An 18,458-nucleotide genomic window follows, 5' to 3' on the forward strand; every position below is an offset into this window, starting at 1 on the left:
AACCCGCCAAAACTGTTTTGGCGGGGAAAAACGCTGAACTCTCCACTAAATTTCGCAGCCGGCGCGTTCCCCGGACAGTGTTATTAGGAAAATAATATAAAAAAACGCAAGCATCTGTTAATTATTCGTAAACTGAGGACCGCCTTGCTATAATTAGTTCACTAAAGTAAACTTACCTTGAGATTGATAGATAAAAAGTAGAGAAAGGATGAAAACTTATGATAAGAATCAACAAAAAATTACAGTTGCTGTTAGGTTTATTTTCCGTAGGATTACTGGTGGCATGCGGGAACAACAATGGGAGCACAAGTTTAGATAGCACAGATGCTAACGCAGTTTCGACGGAAAATGGAAACGCTTCCTCAAAGGCTTTGAGATTGACTGCAAGTGCCGACATTCCCACCATGGATATCATAGCAGCAACGGATTTGGTCAGTTTTACAGCTATGAATAATGCCTTTGAAGGACTTTACACGCTGGACTTGAACGGAAAAGTCGTGCCGGCTTCCGCTAAAAATATGCCAGAAATCAGTTCGGATGGGCTGATCTATACCTTCACGATCCGGGACGATGCCACTTGGTCAAATGGGGAACAAGTAACCAGTGCCGATTATGTGTATGCTTGGAGGAAAATGGTCGATCCAGCAATGGCTGCCGGCTATTCCTACATGTATGACGGTTTGATACAAAACGCGACTGAAATACTGGCCGGTGAAATGGATGCTGCTGAGTTAGCTGTGGAAGCGATCAGTGAAAAAGTGCTGAAAGTTACCTTGGCCCAACCGGCACCTTATTTCCTGGATCTTTTATCTATGCCCTTCTTCTTTCCTCAAAATCAAGCATATGTAGAAGAACAAGGCGATTCTTATGGTTCGAGTTCAGACACACTGATCTACAATGGCCCATTCATCATGACCGACTGGAATCAGGCAAAAGGCGGAAGTTGGACCTTCACCAAAAATGATTCTTATTGGGGCAAAGATGAGATCCCTTTAAATCAAGTCGTCGTCCAAGTCATGAAAGAAACTTCGACAGCCATAAATCTGTATGAGGCAGATGAATTGGACTACGCAGCTTTGAGTGGGGAATACGTAGCGGCCAACAAAGCGAATGAAGACTACCATTCTCAAATGAATACAACGTCAAACTTCATTGAAATGAATCAAGAAGTTCCCGCACTTGCGAATGAGAACATTCGTGAAGCTTTAACTAAATCACTGGATACTGCCAATTACACTGAAAATGTCCTGAAGAATGGCTCAGTCCCCATCTACGGATATGTTCCAAACGGATTGGCGACGAACCCTGGCACGGGTGCGGATTTCCGTGAAGACGCGGGAGACCTGACCAGCTACAACTTGGAAGAGGCTCAAACGGCCTGGGAAAAAGGTCTGAGCGAGTTAGGGGTCGAAACCATTTCATTGGAACTGATGACGACCGATTCGGAAGATTCAAAAAAGTTTGCGGAATTTTTCCAAAGCCAACTGCAAGGCAATTTGCCGGGGTTGACGCTCACTATTCGCCAAGTGCCTTTCAACGTCAAACAAGACAGTTTGCGCAATGGGTCCTTTCAATTGGGGACAGCTAACTGGATTGCTGATTTTGCCGATCCTGTGAATTATGTGGAGCGGTTCCACTCGGATATCAATCGCGGGAATTATGCTTTTGAAGATGTGGACACATTAATCGAAACTGCCAAAGCAGCCTATGATGATGAAGAGGCGCGTTGGGATTTACTGGTAGAAGCTGAACAAGTTGCGATTGGTGAACATTATGTTCAACTTCCTACTTATCAATCTGCAGGAGCGTATTTGCTGAAGGACCATGTGAAGGATCTGTATATTCCCGTATTCGGCCCGGATAGCTATCGCTATGCTTCCATAGGAGAATAATCTGGAGTGGATCGGATGTTTTAAGGGATAAAATGGATTGATGAACCAGATAAAACCAGATACCGGGGAGGAGCTTGTGCCTTACGGTGTCTGGGTTTTTTGATGGGATAAAAAAAGGCTAGTTTTTTGTTATACTATAGAGGACAAAAAGTTTAGGGGTGAATCCGTGCGTGGTAGATATTGCCAAGTTATTTCAGGGTAAATGAACCATCATCTGAAAAAATAACTGATTGAAAAAGGATTCCTGCTCATTAAAGAGACAGGGATCCTTTTTGCGTGCGCAATATGGAAGCCGTAAACACGGGATTGCAATTATGTTGAAATCGTGAAATAGCAACATATCGACTCTGAAAACAACTGTTTTTAAAAAAATTCGGATTCTTCACGGTTACCTTTAGAAAGCGTGTGTAACCGCTTCTTTTTTCGCGGAAAATTCACAAATAATTCATTTTTCATTTGCATATCCGCGCCATAACTGGATAATAGTGGTTATAGCTTTGTGATGTAATAAAATTATCTTCAATTTATATTTTCGGAATAAATGAAAATGTAAGACTATATTTGTACATTGCGGAGACGCACAGTCGGATTCGGGGATTTGATTCCCACCATTAAAAGAATCCACGCATACAGCATCAAAAATTTGAGAGGAGCAATGCACTTGCCGAAAATAAAAATAGAGAACGTAACGAAAATTTTTGGAAAAAAAGCAGATAAGGCTTTGGAACTGCTTGAACAAAAGAAGAGCAAGCAAGATATCCTGCGTGCCACTGGGGCGACAGTAGGGGTCAACAACGTGAGTCTTTCCATAGAAGAAGGGGAAATCTTCGTCATCATGGGGCTTTCCGGAAGTGGGAAGTCGACACTTGTGCGGATGTTCAATCGTTTGATCGAACCGACGAAGGGGAACATCCTGATCGACGGAGAGAATCTGTCTGTCATGGACAAGAAGCAACTGCGCCAAGTCCGCCGGGAAAAAATGAGTATGGTTTTCCAGAACTTCGGCTTATTCCCGCACCGCACGATTTTGGAGAACACCGAGTACGGACTGGAAGTGCAAGGTGTCGCAAAAGCCGAGCGCAAGGAACGAGCGCAACAGGCTTTGGAAAATTCCGGCCTTGGCGATTACAGCCAACAGTATCCTAACCAATTATCAGGTGGGATGCAGCAACGGGTCGGTTTGGCCCGTGCTTTGGCGAATGACCCGGAAATCCTGTTGATGGATGAGGCCTTCTCGGCTTTGGATCCGTTGATCCGTCGTGAGATGCAAGATGAACTGTTGGATCTGCAGGCAAACGTCAAAAAGACCATCATCTTCATCACCCATGATCTGAACGAAGCATTGCGCATCGGGGACCGGATCGCGTTGCTGAAGGACGGGGAATTGGTCCAAATCGGTACGCCGGAGGAAATCCTTACCAATCCGGCAACGCGCTATGTCGAAAAATTCGTGGAGGACGTCGACCGTTCGAAAGTACTGACGGCCGAACACATCATGAAGCGTCCAATCGTCATGAATATCGAAAAACATGGCCCGCTCTTCGCTTTGGAATTATTGCGCCAAGAAGGGATTTCAACAATCCTTGTGGTGGACAATCACCGCAGACTGAAAGGGTACATCACTGCCGAGGACGCTACGAAAGCGTTGAAAGCCAACACTACTAGAGTGGATGGCATCCTCAGAGAAGATATCCCGACCGTCTCCAAAGATACCACTTTGAGCGATATTTTCCCGATCATCCATGATTCAAGCTCGCCGGTCGCAGTCATCGAAAACGACAGATTGGTGGGTGTCCTTGTCAGAGGCGCTGTCATAGCCGCTTTGGCAGGAGAAAGCGAGGTGTCCGTAAATGGATAATCTATTAAATTTCATTCCTGAATTGCCGGTTGCCGAGTTCACTGAATACGTTACGGACAAGACCGCTGACACGTTCAGCTTCCTGTTCGATCCGATCAAAGAGTCTTCGCAGACTTTGATCGATCTGATGACTTCAACGCTGACGGCCATACCGGCAGTCATCTTGATTGTATTAGTCGCTCTGTTGGCATTCTTTGCCTCAGGGAAAAAATTCGGCCTGGCCATCTTTTCCGTCGTCGGACTTTGGTTCATCCATAACCAAGGGCTCTGGGAAGACTTGATGTTCACCTTGACGCTGGTCCTGTTTTCGAGTTTGCTGTCCGTCCTGATCGGCGTGCCTTTCGGTATCCTGATGGCGAAAAGCAAACTTGCGAACAGCATCATCAATCCGGTCTTGGATTTCATGCAGACGATGCCGGCCTTTGTTTATCTGATTCCGGCCGTAGCTTTCTTCGGAATCGGCATGGTTCCCGGGGTGCTTGCGTCACTTATTTTCGCAATCCCACCGACCGTCCGCTTCACGAATCTTGGGATCAGACAAGTTTCCACCGAACTGGTTGAAGCAGCCGAATCATTCGGCAGCACCGGCGCGCAAAGGTTGTTCAAAGTCGAATTACCGTTGGCGAAATCCACGATTATGGCCGGCATCAACCAAACCGTAATGCTATCCTTATCGATGGTCGTCATCGCTTCGATGATCGGGGCCCCTGGATTGGGCCGTAATGTCCTTTCCGCCTTGCAGCGCGCCAAAATCGGTTCCGGTTTCGTATCCGGATTGGCCTTGGTTGTGCTTGCCATCATCATCGACCGTCTGACGCAAAAATTCAGCAAAAAGAGCGCATCATAAAGCTACATAAAGACGCACCTATTCCTAATTGCCAAACAAAAAGGAGAGAAACATAATATGACAAAAACAACAAAACGTAACTGGAAACGCCTTGGACTTACTGCCGGATTAGGCTTAGGTGTCACACTGATCGCCGCTGGCTGCGGTGCGACAGAAGATTCAGCATCCATGGAAGATACAGTCGGCAAAGGCCAGGAAATCGAACTGGCTTACGTGGAATGGGATGACGCAGTGGCCACAAACCATGTGGTTGCCCAAGTATTGGAAGACCTCGGTTACGATGTGACCTTGACCCCATTGGACAACGCCATCATGTGGGAAGCCGTCTCCACAGGCGAAGCGGATGCCATGCTGAGCGCTTGGCTGCCAGGAACGCACGGCGCGCAACTGGAAGAATACGGCGATAAGATGGTCGACCTGGGTGGAAACCTTGAAGGCGCGAAAATCGGTTTGGCCGTTCCTGCGTATATGGATGTCGACTCCATCGCAGATTTGACCGATCAAGCCGGCAAATCCATCACCGGAATCGAGCCAGGTGCAGGTATCGTAGCAGCCGCTGAGCGTGCCATCACGGATTACTCGAATCTGAATGATTGGGCAATCGAAACGTCCTCATCCGGCGCAATGACCGTCACACTCAAACAGGCAATCGAAAATGAAGAAGACATCATCATCACAGCCTGGAACCCGCATTGGATGTTCTCGGCTTATGACCTGAAATACCTGGATGATCCCAACGGAACTTTCGGCGGCGAAGAGACAATCCACACCATGGCACGTGAGGGACTCGAAACAGACATGCCTGAGGCTTACCAAGTATTGGATCAATTCCACTGGACAATCGAAGATGTCGAAGCATTGATGCTCGCAATCTATGAAGGCGAATCAGCCGAAGATGCTGCAGCAGCCTTCGTTGAAGCCAATCCGGACCTAGTCGCAGAATGGACTGCCGGCGTAGCCAAATAATGAATGTATGGGGCCCAACCCAGACTGGACGTATGTTGTCCAGTCTGGGTTGGGCCTCTTTATTTTGCAGAATCGAAGCCGCTCAGAAACCAGTGGATCAGAAAAGATGGATAACTGCGGCTTATCCATCTTTTCTGGACCGAAGGCGGCAATAAAGATGAATAACAAAAAAGAATCCATCTTTTCGATCCCATCAGCGCTCAAAAAGATGAATAACAGCGAAAAATCCATCCTGGCGGGCCACAGCCCGCCGCCCGCAAGCCACAGCCCAAAACAAAAGCGAAGACGGTCAGCATCCACGAGCTGGCCATCTTCGCTTTTTTTTGTTCTTTTAAACATTTCGTCTTTGATCTTATTCATTCGCGTGCATTTCTTCGTCAGAAAGTACATGCTTTTTGCCCAACAGCAGATTTTCGAAAAAATGAATCAAGAATCGTTTATTTTGTTTCTCACCTTGATAATGGTAAAGCACGAGGGCATTCCTAAAATAGGCGGCATGCTCACTGAAGAGCGAATTATCGATATGGAAACCCAATTTCCTTAAGTACTGGATGCCGAAAACAGCGACCGTGCGGGTATTTCCTTCCCTAAATGGATGGACTTGCCAAATATCCGCTAAAAATGCCATCGCATGCAGCACTTTTTGCTCGTTGGTCAGACCACTATAAGAGAAATTCTGTTCTTTTTCAAAATCGTACGCTAAAGTATCCTGAATCATGAAATGCGAACTGTATTGAGCTGTGTCCCCATCGAGCACTGGCTCTTTTTTGGTGATGTTCACCGTACGGAACTTGCCTACAGGAATTTCTTCCGGGAAAACATCCGTGAACAAGTGCCTGTGGATGCCCAACAGCGTGGAAGGGGAGAGCCGGAAATGATCTTCGGCCAACAATTCCGCAATCCGGAGCGAAACAATATCCGCCTCGACCGTGTTTGCATCTACGTGTGCTTCCCGGTGATAATCCGAAATTTCGCGATAAATGGCGTCGTACCCTTTTTTTCCTTCTATATTTTCATAGGCCAGCTCGACCATGTACTCGGATGGGCTGAGGCCATCCACTTTTTGCAGGCCGAATGCCGTCTGCCATAACGCCAATCTTATTTGGTAAGGCAACTCGTTCTCGGCGACATCATAGGTGGGCGGTAATTTGCCTTCTGGATAGTCCATAGGTCGGTCCTCCTTTCAAAAAGGGGAAATATCGTGCTTATCAAATTATACAATTTTTTCAGGGAAGATGCGCTTAATTAGACGCTCAATCTTAATATCCGCAAAAAAGATTAACTGGTTTTTAGTGTTTCAACTAACTATAAGTTTTCTGCAATAGTAGATGGCTGATGCAATGGGTCAAAGTCAACAAAACGATTACCTAAAATCCCAAAAAGAATAGAACGCAGATCGGGCTCTCGGGATTTCGGGCAGCGGAGACAACTAAAATCCCGACAGCCCGATGTGTTGGGTGTATGCCCAGGAAAGTATCCTGAACACCCGACATCTCCCAACCCCCGCACTCTTCAACGGCAGAAATCCTCACATGCTTTTCCTCATTCGCCCCGAAATGAGCATTCCCCATTCGGGTGTGTCACGAAACCTCACGCGGATGCCGTGGAATCCGCACATTCGTCTTGTTGGATGCATAAATAAATCGATAGTCTGTCAGCAATCGGACTGACAAGCCGATAGTGATAACGCTTTTCTAAACCGTGAGCAGAAAGTCATTTTTATTCCAGAAAAAGACTGTGAACCTCACACCGAACCGAAAATACAGCCAAATGGAAGCGGAATAATTTCCCGAAAACCTCACGAATGTCATAAAGTCTATCATCAAATTAGAGCTTTCAGTTTACCGAAAGTAAAAATCACACTATCATGGGGACATATTAGAAATTGATTAAAACGATTTTCATTCGGGAGGGAACAGCATGACAGTGAACGCAACATGGACGACAACGACAGCAACAACTTTAACCGGAGGAGAAGTAATAGCGATGGATCAACAGTATGTGATGCGGGCCTGGTCGAAGCAGGGCCAAGCTGCCATGGCAGTCGAAAAGGCGGAAGGCATTTATTTCTGGGACTATGACGGCAACCGTTATGTGGATATGTCCTCCTTGTTGGTGAACGCGAACATCGGCCATCAGCATCCGAAAGTCGTGAAGGCGATCCAGGAGCAGGCTGAGAAGATGTGTTTCATGGCACCTTCCTATGCAACTGACGTGAAATCGTTGTTGGCGAAGAAGCTGGTCGAGCTGGCCGGTGGCGATATGGCGCGTGTGTTCTTCACGAATGCCGGGGCGGATGCGAACGAGAATGCGATCAAGATGGCACGGATCGCGACGGGCCGCACAAAAGTATTCAGCGGCTACCACAGCTACCACGGCGCAACGCTGGCAGCATCCAACGCTTCCGGAGATTCCCGACGTTTCGCAGCTGAAATCGGCGGCGCAAGCGGCTTCGTGAAATTCTCCAATCCATCTCCTTACCGCGACAATCTTCCATTTGAAACTGAAGAGGCATTGACAGCCTTTTACCTGAAGCAACTGGGTGAACAGATCCAATACGAAGGCCCGTACAATGTGGCGGCCATCCTCTTGGAAACGGTCATCGGCGCGAACGGCATCATTGCTTATCCGAAAGGGTATCTGGAAGGGGTGCGCAACCTCTGCAACAGCTACGGCATCGTGATGATCTGCGATGAAGTCATGGCCGGCTTCTACCGGACCGGTACGGCTTTCGCTTTCCAACAATACGGATTCACACCGGACATGATCACCTTCGCCAAAGGGGTGACATCAGGCTATGTGCCGCTGGGAGGCGTGATCGTTTCCGAGTGGATCAGCGAGTATTTCACCGAAAACCAACTCCAATGCGGCTTGACCTACAGCGGCCACACATTGGCTTGCGCAGCCGGCTTGGCGACTTTGGAAGTCTATGAGGACGAAAACATCGCCGCCAACGTCGAGAAGATCGGCGTCCTATTGAAGGACTACTTGGAAGAGATGAAAGCCAAACACCCTTGCGTCGGCGATGTCCGCACTTACGGCCTCTTCTGCGGAGTGGAACTGGTGCTCGACAAGGAAACGCGCGAGCCGCTTGTGCCGTTCAACACGCCGAACCGGATCATGCCGGCCATCTACAAGGAACTGAAGGACCGAGGCTTCTCGACTTTCGGCCGCGAAACGACGATCAGTGTCTGCCCACCGCTTACGATCACCGAAGCAGAGTTGGCTGAAGTGCTGCCGATCCTGGATGAAGTGCTGACGCTTGTCGATGCGACTTATTTGTAAAACGGCCCAGACACAGCGCCAAAATGAATTATTAAATAGAAGAAAAAGGATGGATGCCCCATGCTAGTGAAAATTGAGGCCATCGTGAGGCCGGAAAAAACCGAACAGATTTTGGCGAAACTCGCCGAAAAAGGGCACACCGCCGTGACGCGGATGGATGTGTACGGACGCGGGAAACAGGCCGGCATCCATATCGGCGACGTCTTCTACGACGAGTTGCCGAAGGAATTGCTTTTCCTGGTGGCCGAAGCAGCCCATGAAAAAGAAATCGTCGACGTGATCACCACCCAAGCGCGCACAAGCGACCTGGGGAATTACGGCGACGGTAGGATATTCGTGCACGCAATCGAAAATGCCTACACGATCAGTAACGGCACAGAAGGACTGTAAAGGTGGGAATTGTATGAAGGAAGTGACAGCGATCATTCGTCTGAACAAGGTGACGGAAACGAAACAAAAACTGGCAGCGGGCGGCTTTCCTGGATTCACCTGCCGAAAAGTCTTCGGACGCGGCAAAAATCCGCTGATAGGGAGAGACAAGCGCGAGCCAGCCGGACACAGCATGCTGATGCCGAAACGGATGTTTACGATCGTGACGGAGGATGAGCATGTGGCCAACGTGATCGATATCCTGCTGGCGGTCAACAGCACCGGCCAGGCGGGGGACGGCAAGATTTTCGTGCAGACGATCACCCGGGAATACCGCGTACGCCGCGCCTGATCGAAAGGAAGATTACAATGAAGATTCCAATGAAGAATCTAATGAAGAATCCAGTCAAGGAGGACGATTTTATGAAGAAAGCAGACACGCTCACAAGCGCTGCACTGGTTTCCGAGCAACGCATTGCCGGGACCGCGCCAAAAAAAAGACGAAAGAGGATCCAGCCAGAAAAAATGATCACCGTCGGCACCGTCGCAACGATCCTGGTGCTCTGGTATGTGGTTACGGCCCTTGGATTGGTCAATCCGATCCTCTTGCCCAGCCCTTTAGCGGTTTGGGCGGCCTTCACGCAGATTCTCTTCAACGGTTATAAAGGGTACTCCTTGCTGCAGCACATCGGCACCAGCTTATGGCGCCTGCTCAGTGCCTTCGGATTGGCGGTAGTCGTCGCCATCCCACTGGGACTGCTCAGCGGCTTCAACTCCAAGATCAAAGCGGCATTGGACCCGATCATCAACTTTTACCGCCCGTTGCCGCCATTGGCTTACTACACGCTGCTTGTCATGGCGCTCGGAATCGCGGATGCATCAAAAGTGGCCCTGTTGTTCCTGGCTGCCTTTGCACCGATCTACGTCAGTTGTGTCTCGGCCGTTTCGAAGGTCAACAAAGATTTCATCAACAGCGCGAAAACGGTCGGCGCAAATAAACGCCAGGTATTCTTCCATGTCATCCTGCCTTCTTGCTTGCCGGATATCATGACAAGTCTGCGCACCGCACTCAGCGTCGCCTATACGACGCTCGTATCGGCTGAAATGGTTGCGGCCATGACCGGGATCGGTTGGCTGGTCCTCGATGCCAGCAATTATATGCGGAGCGACATTGTCTTCGTCGGCATCATCATCATGGGCATCACCGGCATCCTCTTGGATAGAATCATCGTCATCATACAAAATAAATTTGTCCCATGGGCAGGAAAATACTAGGAGGCTTTTTATGAAAAAAAACCAGATGTTCTCTAAACTACTATTCTTATCTTGCTCTGCATTATTGTTCGCAGCTTGCGGAAACGCAGGCAGCGCAACCGATTCTTCCACCGCATCGGCAACCGGCGACGACCTGCCTGAAAAAGTCGTCATCGCGACTTTGGAAATGCCGAACGACGAAGGCATCGCGAAAGCGGAAGGCTATTTCGAGGATGAAATGGGTGTGCCGATCGAAATCGTCCAATTCGAAAGCGGAAAAGCGATCAATCAGGCCATGGTTTCCGGTGCCGTCGACTTCGGCTTGACCGGTTCGGGCTCTGCCGTATTGGGGATCGCGTCGGGCATCCCGATCGAAATGATCTGGATCCATGAAACGTTGGGTTCCGTGGAAGCCTTGGCGGCGAAGAGCGAATTGAACGCTACTTCCCTGGAAGACCTGAAAGGCAAGAACATTGGCGTACCGTTCGCCAGCACCGCCCACTACAGCCTATTGCGCGCCATCACGGCCAGCGGCTTTGAAGAGTCCGATTTCACCTTGATTGATCTGCAGCCGTCCGACATCTTTGCGGCATGGCAGCGTGGTGACATCGACGCAGCCTATATTTGGGAACCTACCTTAAGCTTGCTGCTGGAGGACGGAAATATTGTCCTGCACAGTGGGGATGTGGCCGAAATGGGCTTCATGACCGCCAACGTTGAAATCGTCCGCAGCGAATTCGGTGAAAAATATCCGGATCTCGTGGCGAAATACATCGCCAGCGTCGATAAAGCTGTAACGCTTTACAGAGAAGATCCTGATCAAGCCATCGCAATCATCGCGGAGCAATTGAACATCACCGAAGAATCCGCCAAGCTGCAAATGGAAGGCCAAAATTGGATCTCAGCAGCGGAACAGTTGGATGCAGCCAACCTGGGAACGACCGATGCAGTCGGATCGATGGCCACTACCATGCTTGATATGGGCCAATTCTACCTGGATCAAGGCAACATCACCGAATTGCCGAGCGAAGACATTTTCGCTGACGGCATCAACACATCATTCATCGAAGCTTACTTGGATTCAAAAGAATAGGGGGAACCAACATGCAGAGGACTTATGAAGGAAGCAACGGAAAGACAGTGGTAAAATTGGAGGACGTGGAACTGGTCTTCAACAGCGAAATCGGGACCGTGACGGCCTTGGCCCAAGTCAATCTCGACATCCAAGAAGGCGAGTTCATCTGCGTAATGGGACCATCCGGTTGCGGAAAAAGCACGCTCCTGAACATCATTTCCGGCTTTATGCAGCCGACCGAAGGGCAAGCCTTGATGGACGGCAAGCCGATCGAAGGACCGGATTGGCACCGTGGGGTCGTCTTCCAGACCCCGCCGCTCTATCCGTGGCTGACGATCAGGGACAATGTCGATTTCGGCCTGCGCATGCGCAATATACCGGAAAAAGAACGCAAAGCAATCACCGAAGAATACCTGGAAATCGTCGGACTCAAAGACTTCGCCGACCGCAAACCCTACGAGCTATCCGGCGGGATGAAGCAGCGCGCTTCCTTGGCGAAGGTGCTGGTCAACGAACCAAGCATGATTTTGATGGATGAACCGTTCGGCGCGCTCGACGCGCTGACCCGCGACAAGATGCAGGCGCTGATCCGCCGCATCTGGATGAAGAACCAGAGCACCGTCTTCTTCATCACCCATGACGTCGACGAAGCGCTCTCGCTGGCGACGAAAGTCATCGTCATGTCGAGCCGTCCCGGCCGCATCGTCAAAGTACTCGACACCGACTTCACCTACGACATGGACGGCGCCAACAGCGAAAGCGCCCGCTACTCCAAGCAATACATGACGATGCGAGAGTCGATCCTGAACGTCATCAACCAGAAAGACGAGCTAGCTGTGTAGGTTGGATGGTATAATCAGGCTTGTGGGTTTCGGCCGGTGACCGGCCGAACAGACCCGACCGGAAAAGATGAATAAAGAGAATGAATCCATCACAGCGGGCCCGCCCGCGGGAAAAAACATAAATAACAAGCATGAATCCCTGTTTGCGATCCTAGGCGGGCAACCCGACGAAAGATAAGCTTCAAAAATATGGGGCCGTCTCTAATGAGGCAGCCCCGTCACTGTTTAACTAGAGAAAAATTTACCGCAGAAAGGGTGCATGGAATGGATTGGAATTATCAACAACCAGTGAAAATCAGTTTCGGAAACGGTAAAATTTCCGCTTTGAAGGAGGTCATCACAGACCTCGGCGCAACGGACGGCATCCTGATCTGTTCGCGTTCCTTCCGCAAATCCGGCTTGGCCGACAAAGTCATCGCCGAAGCAGACGGACTGCTGACCGCTGTCTACAGCGACGTTTCGCCAAATCCTGAGGTGGCCGAAGTCGATGCTTGCGCGGAGCTTATGCGCGAAAAAGGCTCCACCTTTGTCGTCGCATTGGGCGGCGGCAGCGTGATGGACTTGGCCAAAGCAGCCGCCACGATCGCCACAACAGACGAGTCGATCAGGCTATACCACGGAACCGGCGAAGCCTTGCCGGAAACATTTCTGCCTTTGATCGCAGTGCCGACGACTTCCGGAACCGGCAGCGAAGTCACGAGCGTCTCCGTCCTTTCCGACCACGCAACCGGAAAAAAAGCGCCGATCTTTTCGCCGAATTTCTTCCCGGCCTATGCCGTCGTCGATCCGGAATTGACCTACACTTGTCCGTCGACCGTGACCGCCTGCTCCGGGATCGATGTCCTTTGCCAAGCAATCGAGGGCTACTGGAGCGTGAACCACCAGCCGATCTGCGATGCGTTGGCGATCCATGCAGCCAAATTGGTGTTCGAGCATCTGCCGATCGCCTATGCCAACCCGACAGACGCTACGGCGCGCGAAAAGATGGCCGAAGCATCCGTCATCGCCGGTTTGGCGTTCGCGCTGCCGAAGACGACCTCCTCGCACGCCGTCTCCTATCCGCTGACGAACCTGTATGGCATCCCGCACGGTGAGGCTTGCGGATTGACGATCGATTACTTCGCCCAAGTGAACGCTGACCTGGAGACGGATGGCCGCGTGGCCGCCTTCGCCAAAGCGCTCGGCTTCACCGACGCGCCCGCGATGGCGGATGCAATCGGCGAGCTGAAAAAACAGATCGGCTTGCGCATCGATTTGGTGGATCTGGACCTTTCCGAAGCCCAGGTCGATGAGCTGGTGCAGCTCTCCCATCACCCGAACCTCGAGAACAATCCGGTGAAGATCACGGATGATATCCTTTATGATCTGTTCGGGACACTGACCAAAAAAAATATGTATGCAGAGCAGCCTTAACCGGCTGCTTTTCTTTCCAAAAAACAAGGAATACCCCGCCAAAACCGGTTTTGGCGGGGTATTTCTGTTGTGCACATGACAAGTTTCCCCGCCAAAATTGATTTGGCGGGCTATTTTGGCCTTGCGGGGGTGCGGTTTCCCCGCTAAACAGACTTTGGCGGGGAAAACCGCCTCAGCAACCCCCGGAAAACGCAACTAATCGTGGCTCTGCTCGTTGCCTCACTATATTCATCAAGTCAAAGCAGCACCGTCATCAGAATGATGAATGTCACGATGGATAAGATGACGTTCAGCGAGAGGAAATTCATGATGAAGCTCTTGTCGGAGCAATCGCCTTCGATGAAGACAGGAATGATGAAGGAGGGCGGACAGATGAACATGGTGTAGACGGCCATCTGGAACAACCGGTCCAAGCCAAGTAGCCTGTCGATAACGAAAGTGTTCAGCAGATAGGCGAAAAGGAGCATCATGCCAATTCTGAGTAATACCGCCGGGAGCGGCACCAAAAGTTGTTTCAGATCGAAATGAAGCTCATAGCCGATCACCAGCAGAATAAGCGGCAAGGTGATTTCTGCCAGCATGCCCGCGGTGGTCACCAAGGCCGCCGTCGCCGGGTTCGTGTGTAAAAACGTCCGTCCGCCCAGCAAAGAAATCAGGATCCCCAAGAACATGGATATCAGAAAAGGAGATGTGACTACATTTTTGACCTGTTCCTTCAGACTGATCCTTTTTCTGCCGGTTTGGTTGCAGCCGACTTTATCCAAAAACGTCGCGAGCACGATGAAGATGAACAACAGATTGCCGATATCGAGGATGGCCAATCTGTACAGGTGCTCGGCGCCGAAAGTGGAGATGAAGAGCGGATAGCCAATGACGCCGTTGACGAAACTGGAATAGACCGCCGGGAAGAACGCATTGGATGATTTCCAGATTTTTTTGAACAAAAATCCCAACGAGAACGCCAACAAGCAGGTGATGAAGACCGCCACGGAGCCCCAGAGGTAGTCCGGTCGCAGATCGGCATCCAACAAAATCAGAAACAAAAGACAAGGCAGCGCCAGGTTCATGATCAGCTTCTTCATGCCTGTGACGGCATCGGCGCTGATGAATGCGGACTTCTCCAGAACAACTCCTGTCGTTATCAGCGCGATGACGGGAAATGCCCTCAAGGCGATGGTTATGATATCATTCATGGAACATTACCTCCTTCATCAACCGAACGCGCGCTTTTGACAGTTTTCTGATGTGGTGGCCACGATAACGGAAAAAGAAAGTGTTGATGCCGGCGGACGGCTTCAGATCAGCCCGACAGCGAGCAAAATACCAACCAAGGCAAGCATGACGCCGACGATGATCTGCACCACCCGCAAGGTAACTTTTTCCAGAAGCCGCGAGCCGATGAAGGCGCCCGCAAAAGCGGCAACAATCGCAGCGGCGACCAACACCCAGTCGGCATCCGTGCCGATGGTTCCTAGATGTCCCGCATACACAGACAGCCGGGTAAGGTCGATCAAGAAGGCAGTAACAACCCCTGTCGCGATGAAGGCTTCCTTTTCGAGGCCCGCTTTGCTCAGGAAAGCGGAGCGGAGGGCACCCTGATGCCCGGACAGCCCCCCGAAGAAGCCGCTGATGGCGCCGCCCAGCGGCAACCATTTCTTAGCGAACGCCATCTTTTCGAAGCGCGGGAGCAACTCAATCAGGGCAAAGCCGATCATCAGGAGTCCGATGACGAGCTTGACTGGCGTTATCTGAAATCCCCATTGGCCGATGGCATAGTCTGCGATCGGCGGCAATTCCGAAAAATAGTTCAGCAGCCAAGCACCTGCGAAAGCCGCGGCGATGCCGGGCAAGGCGAATTTCAGCAGCACGTGCTTGTCTGCTTTCCGACCGACAAGCGCCAGTTTGAAGGCATTGTTCGCCAGATGGACGACCGCCGTCATGGCTATCGCCGTTTCCAATGGGAAAAACAGGGCGAAGGCGGGCATCAGCAGAGTGCTCAGCCCGAATCCGGAGAAAAGGGTCAGGAATGATGCGCCAAGGGCAACAAGACAGACGATCACATACATCATTTTTTCCACAACCTTTGCTTTAATGAATGCAAAAATAGGCTAAGACAGTTGCTGCGGACATCCGCAAGACGATCTGGTCCTTCGCTTCTATTGTGCGCCCAATGGAGCGGATGATGCAAATGATATGGCACGGAACGGGCACCCTCGTTTGCCGCATTTTTATCCTGCTGGACTGCACCTCGCTGAATGTATATAGTCCAGTATGGATGCGGAGTGCTTTTCATAGTGGCAACAATCAATCCGGGAGTATAATGGGTACAAGGAAACGAAAGCCAGAACAACGGAACGAACCTTTTGCTTTGCGTAAGGAGGCTTTTGGAAAATGAAAAGAAGAATAGCTTTAATAGGGACATTGACGGCAATCGCCGTGTTTTCAGCCGCCTGCGGACAGGACGGGGCAGCATCGGACGAATCAAGCAGCAGCACCGCCAGCAGCCAAAGCGAAGTGGTCGAGTCAACCACGGGAAGCGGCAGCGAAGCATCTGCGGAAACCGAAACAAGCATAGCCAGCACCCATCTGGCCGAGCCGTATTTCGCGATTTTTGCGGGCAGACAGTACGTGGCGCAATACCATTACCGGCAATTCACCGGTGAGGCGCTCGAGGACCGCACACTGACGGTCGCCGTTGCTGGGGCAGATCAGGCAATCCGCATCAGCGGGGAGGGGACGGATACGACCTCGCTTATTTTGGATGGGCAAGCCTATGAAATCGATCACCTGAACCGGACGATCGATCGGAATGAAAATGCCGATCCTACCGAAACACCAGCAGACGCCGGCATCATCGCAGCCCCGCCGTTCAGGGATATCGGCAGCACCTATGTGGGCAGCTGGGAGGATCATGGCCTCATCTACGAGGAATATTATGCCGCGAACGGCGACCGGATGTTCTATTATTTCGAGGGCGACATCCTGAAACGGATCCGCTCGGCTTCCGGTGAAAACGAGTTTACGCTGGATGTGATCGAAATAAGCGACACGGCCGCACCCGAACGCATCGAACTGCCCGAAGACTACGAATGGCTGCCTTAAGAACGAATGCCGCCGACGAACCCGTCCTCCGGCGAAGCGTTCCTTTGCCGGAGGACAGCCAACCAAAAAAGGCCCATCTCCGATGAAGACGGCTTCGCCGGAGAAGAGCTACCCAAAACGACAGCAACTCCGGCGAACCGAGCTTCACCGGAGGAAAATCCCCGAGCCACTCATAAACTCCGAATTCCCAGCCACTCACGAAAGAAGAGGACCACCTATGAATAGGCACAAAACCCTGAAACCGCTCGTCACCGTGTTGCTGACCTTGGTGGCGCTCTTTTTTTGGCTCAATCGATTGCCCAGAGAACAGGCGACCGGCGATGAAACATACACAATCCCGGTCTACAACGGTGATTACCGGCTGATATTCGAAGAGAATTTCGACGAGGATCCACTCGATCCGGCCATCTGGAACGACCAGTATCTGGCTTCCTGGACGCCGGATCCGGAAGCAGCCCGCGCCGCCTACGAAGTGGAGGACGGCATCCTCAGCCTGATCATCACCGAGGACACGCAGCCTTGGAATCCCGAATTCGACGGAACGGTGCGGACATCCAGCGTGATGACCGGCAACCGGACCGGGCTCCATGAATTCAAAGAGGGCCTGGAGATCCGCAACGAAATCGAGCCGTTCATGGGTTTCATTTCGCAGTATGGCGTCTTCGAAATCCGGGCGAAAATGATGAACAGCCTCGGCAATATGTGTGCCTGGTGGCTCGTCGGCATCCAGGACACGCCGGAACAGGATGTCGAAGTGGACGTCTTCGAGAACGCCCTCAATTTCGGTAATGTCGTCACGGCTTCGCTCTATGCGCATCGCGATCCGATGGCGACGGAACAGCATTTCGTCTATGACGTCGGTGATGCCGACTTGAGCAACGAATTTCATATTTATACGTTCGAGTGGACTCCGGCAGGCTTCATCTTTTACTTCGACGATGAAGAAATCGGGAAGTTCCAGGCCGAGGTCGCCTATCCGATGATTTCCATCCTCTCAGCCTATGAAGGCCGCGAGAATTGGTGGGTTGGCCCGTTTGACCCGGCTGCGCCTTATCCGAAAGTGTTCCAGATCGACTACATGAAAGTCTGGAAAAAAGTGCCGGAAGACTTCGGACAAGTCGATAAACTGAAAATTGCTTCCCAGGATGAAGCGACCTTCACGCTGCCAGCCGGCCAATATGCCGTCGAACACGGACAGCTCGTCGGTTTCCCTTCCTACGTCACGATCCGCTACAACGACGGGACCGACACGCAGCAATGGGTCAGGTGGGAAGCGTTGACGCCGGCCACCCTCAAAAAGCTTGACCGACCTGGAACTTTTACATTAAAAGGCGACATCATCGGCCTTCCGGATGCCATTTTGGACAGCAAGAAAGCGACGATAAAGATTGTTGTTGAAGAACCTTGAATAATCTTGATGAAGCATGTTTGTATATCGGCACTTACGAAGTAGCGTTCGCGCAACGACAAGATCACGTCGTTGCGTCAAGCTGCTTCTTTATTTTGCAGCGTTCGCGCACGCAATTCCGACAAATGACCAAGCTATAAGAGGAAT

General features: G+C 51.0%; 15 protein-coding genes and 1 pseudogene. 12 read left to right on the forward strand and 4 right to left on the reverse strand.

What is annotated here, in order from left to right; all coding sequences use genetic code 11:
* The first annotated feature begins 218 nt into the window (after window positions 1-218).
* From C8U37_RS08275 to C8U37_RS14670, 3 genes and pseudogenes are all read left to right on the forward strand, one after another.
* Window positions 219-1,892 carry a peptide ABC transporter substrate-binding protein gene (locus C8U37_RS08275; protein ID WP_108032772.1) on the forward strand — a complete coding sequence of 558 codons (1,674 nt, stop codon included), beginning with the start codon at window positions 219-221 and terminating at the stop codon, window positions 1,890-1,892.
* 655 nt (window positions 1,893-2,547) lie between these two features.
* Window positions 2,548-3,750, forward strand: coding sequence for a quaternary amine ABC transporter ATP-binding protein (locus tag C8U37_RS08280; protein WP_425445660.1), 1,203 nt, complete (start codon window positions 2,548-2,550; stop codon window positions 3,748-3,750).
* A pseudogene (locus C8U37_RS14670) lies at window positions 3,743-5,563 on the forward strand (ABC transporter permease/substrate binding protein). The gene C8U37_RS08280 and the pseudogene C8U37_RS14670 overlap by 8 nt, the downstream one beginning before the upstream one ends.
* Here C8U37_RS14670 and C8U37_RS08295 read toward each other — a convergent pair.
* Both C8U37_RS08295 and C8U37_RS08300 read right to left on the reverse strand, forming a co-directional pair.
* Complete coding sequence (locus tag C8U37_RS08295; protein ID WP_108032776.1) at window positions 5,528-5,923, reverse strand: hypothetical protein; 396 nt, start codon at window positions 5,921-5,923, stop codon at window positions 5,528-5,530. The pseudogene C8U37_RS14670 and the gene C8U37_RS08295 overlap by 36 nt on opposite strands.
* Window positions 5,916-6,731: a Fic family protein gene (locus tag C8U37_RS08300; protein ID WP_108032777.1), complete on the reverse strand. Its 816-nt coding sequence runs from the start codon at window positions 6,729-6,731 to the stop codon at window positions 5,916-5,918. The genes C8U37_RS08295 and C8U37_RS08300 overlap by 8 nt, the downstream gene beginning before the upstream one ends.
* A 752-nt stretch (window positions 6,732-7,483) precedes the next feature.
* On the opposite strand from C8U37_RS08300, the gene C8U37_RS08305 reads away from it, so the two are divergent.
* The 7 genes from C8U37_RS08305 (at window position 7,484) to C8U37_RS08335 (ending at window position 13,801) form a co-directional block, all read left to right on the forward strand.
* Window positions 7,484-8,848: an aminotransferase class III-fold pyridoxal phosphate-dependent enzyme gene (locus C8U37_RS08305; protein ID WP_108032778.1), complete on the forward strand. Its 1,365-nt coding sequence runs from the start codon at window positions 7,484-7,486 to the stop codon at window positions 8,846-8,848.
* Between the two features lie 60 nt (window positions 8,849-8,908).
* The gene (locus tag C8U37_RS08310; RefSeq protein ID WP_108032779.1) at window positions 8,909-9,238 is read left to right on the forward strand and encodes a P-II family nitrogen regulator; all 330 of its coding nucleotides are present in this window, start codon (window positions 8,909-8,911) and stop codon (window positions 9,236-9,238) included.
* A gap of 13 nt (window positions 9,239-9,251) precedes the next feature.
* A complete protein-coding gene (locus tag C8U37_RS08315) occupies window positions 9,252-9,569 on the forward strand; it encodes a P-II family nitrogen regulator (protein WP_108032780.1) in 318 nt (105 codons plus the stop codon).
* Between the two features lie 71 nt (window positions 9,570-9,640).
* On the forward strand, window positions 9,641-10,492 hold the full coding sequence (locus C8U37_RS08320) for an ABC transporter permease (protein ID WP_108032781.1): 852 nt from the start codon (window positions 9,641-9,643) through the stop codon (window positions 10,490-10,492).
* Window positions 10,493-10,502: 10 nt separating this feature from the next.
* On the forward strand, window positions 10,503-11,564 hold the full coding sequence (locus tag C8U37_RS08325; RefSeq protein WP_108032782.1) for a taurine ABC transporter substrate-binding protein: 1,062 nt from the start codon (window positions 10,503-10,505) through the stop codon (window positions 11,562-11,564).
* 11 nt (window positions 11,565-11,575) lie between these two features.
* Window positions 11,576-12,388, forward strand: a complete 813-nt coding sequence (locus C8U37_RS08330) for an ABC transporter ATP-binding protein (protein ID WP_108032783.1) — start codon at window positions 11,576-11,578, stop codon at window positions 12,386-12,388.
* 264 nt (window positions 12,389-12,652) lie between these two features.
* Window positions 12,653-13,801 (forward strand): iron-containing alcohol dehydrogenase family protein, encoded by a 1,149-nt coding sequence (locus tag C8U37_RS08335; RefSeq protein WP_108032784.1) that lies wholly within the window; start codon window positions 12,653-12,655, stop codon window positions 13,799-13,801.
* Between the two features lie 236 nt (window positions 13,802-14,037).
* Here the strand turns inward: C8U37_RS08335 and C8U37_RS08340 are convergent, their stop codons facing one another.
* On the reverse strand, window positions 14,038-14,994 hold the full coding sequence (locus C8U37_RS08340; RefSeq protein ID WP_108032785.1) for an AEC family transporter: 957 nt from the start codon (window positions 14,992-14,994) through the stop codon (window positions 14,038-14,040).
* Between the two features lie 102 nt (window positions 14,995-15,096).
* Window positions 15,097-15,870 (reverse strand): sulfite exporter TauE/SafE family protein, encoded by a 774-nt coding sequence (locus tag C8U37_RS08345; RefSeq protein ID WP_108032786.1) that lies wholly within the window; start codon window positions 15,868-15,870, stop codon window positions 15,097-15,099.
* 322 nt (window positions 15,871-16,192) lie between these two features.
* Between C8U37_RS08345 and C8U37_RS08355 the strand changes: the two genes are divergently transcribed.
* Together C8U37_RS08355 and C8U37_RS08360 are read left to right on the forward strand one after the other, a co-directional pair.
* Complete coding sequence (locus C8U37_RS08355; RefSeq protein WP_108032788.1) at window positions 16,193-16,903, forward strand: hypothetical protein; 711 nt, start codon at window positions 16,193-16,195, stop codon at window positions 16,901-16,903.
* Window positions 16,904-17,120: 217 nt separating this feature from the next.
* Window positions 17,121-18,311 carry a family 16 glycosylhydrolase gene (locus C8U37_RS08360; RefSeq protein ID WP_170100230.1) on the forward strand — a complete coding sequence of 397 codons (1,191 nt, stop codon included), beginning with the start codon at window positions 17,121-17,123 and terminating at the stop codon, window positions 18,309-18,311.
* Window positions 18,312-18,458: the final 147 nt, after the last annotated feature.

Source organism: Trichococcus patagoniensis (assembly GCF_003051085.1).
Classification (GTDB): domain Bacteria; phylum Bacillota; class Bacilli; order Lactobacillales; family Aerococcaceae; genus Trichococcus; species Trichococcus patagoniensis.

Bases quoted from the DNA above. Each gene is read 5' to 3' on its own strand.
- C8U37_RS08275 (WP_108032772.1), top strand. From the start codon at position 219: ATGATAAGAATCAACAAAAAATTACAGTTGCTGTTAGGTTTATTTTCC.
- C8U37_RS08280 (WP_425445660.1), top strand. From the start codon at position 2,548: ATGCACTTGCCGAAAATAAAAATAGAGAACGTAACGAAAATTTTTGGA.
- C8U37_RS08295 (WP_108032776.1), bottom strand. From the start codon at position 5,923: ATGAATAAGATCAAAGACGAAATGTTTAAAAGAACAAAAAAAAGCGAA.
- C8U37_RS08300 (WP_108032777.1), bottom strand. From the start codon at position 6,731: ATGGACTATCCAGAAGGCAAATTACCGCCCACCTATGATGTCGCCGAG.
- C8U37_RS08305 (WP_108032778.1), top strand. From the start codon at position 7,484: ATGACAGTGAACGCAACATGGACGACAACGACAGCAACAACTTTAACC.
- C8U37_RS08310 (WP_108032779.1), top strand. From the start codon at position 8,909: ATGCTAGTGAAAATTGAGGCCATCGTGAGGCCGGAAAAAACCGAACAG.
- C8U37_RS08315 (WP_108032780.1), top strand. From the start codon at position 9,252: ATGAAGGAAGTGACAGCGATCATTCGTCTGAACAAGGTGACGGAAACG.
- C8U37_RS08320 (WP_108032781.1), top strand. From the start codon at position 9,641: ATGAAGAAAGCAGACACGCTCACAAGCGCTGCACTGGTTTCCGAGCAA.
- C8U37_RS08325 (WP_108032782.1), top strand. From the start codon at position 10,503: ATGAAAAAAAACCAGATGTTCTCTAAACTACTATTCTTATCTTGCTCT.
- C8U37_RS08330 (WP_108032783.1), top strand. From the start codon at position 11,576: ATGCAGAGGACTTATGAAGGAAGCAACGGAAAGACAGTGGTAAAATTG.
- C8U37_RS08335 (WP_108032784.1), top strand. From the start codon at position 12,653: ATGGATTGGAATTATCAACAACCAGTGAAAATCAGTTTCGGAAACGGT.
- C8U37_RS08340 (WP_108032785.1), bottom strand. From the start codon at position 14,994: ATGAATGATATCATAACCATCGCCTTGAGGGCATTTCCCGTCATCGCG.
- C8U37_RS08345 (WP_108032786.1), bottom strand. From the start codon at position 15,870: ATGATGTATGTGATCGTCTGTCTTGTTGCCCTTGGCGCATCATTCCTG.
- C8U37_RS08355 (WP_108032788.1), top strand. From the start codon at position 16,193: ATGAAAAGAAGAATAGCTTTAATAGGGACATTGACGGCAATCGCCGTG.
- C8U37_RS08360 (WP_170100230.1), top strand. From the start codon at position 17,121: ATGAATAGGCACAAAACCCTGAAACCGCTCGTCACCGTGTTGCTGACC.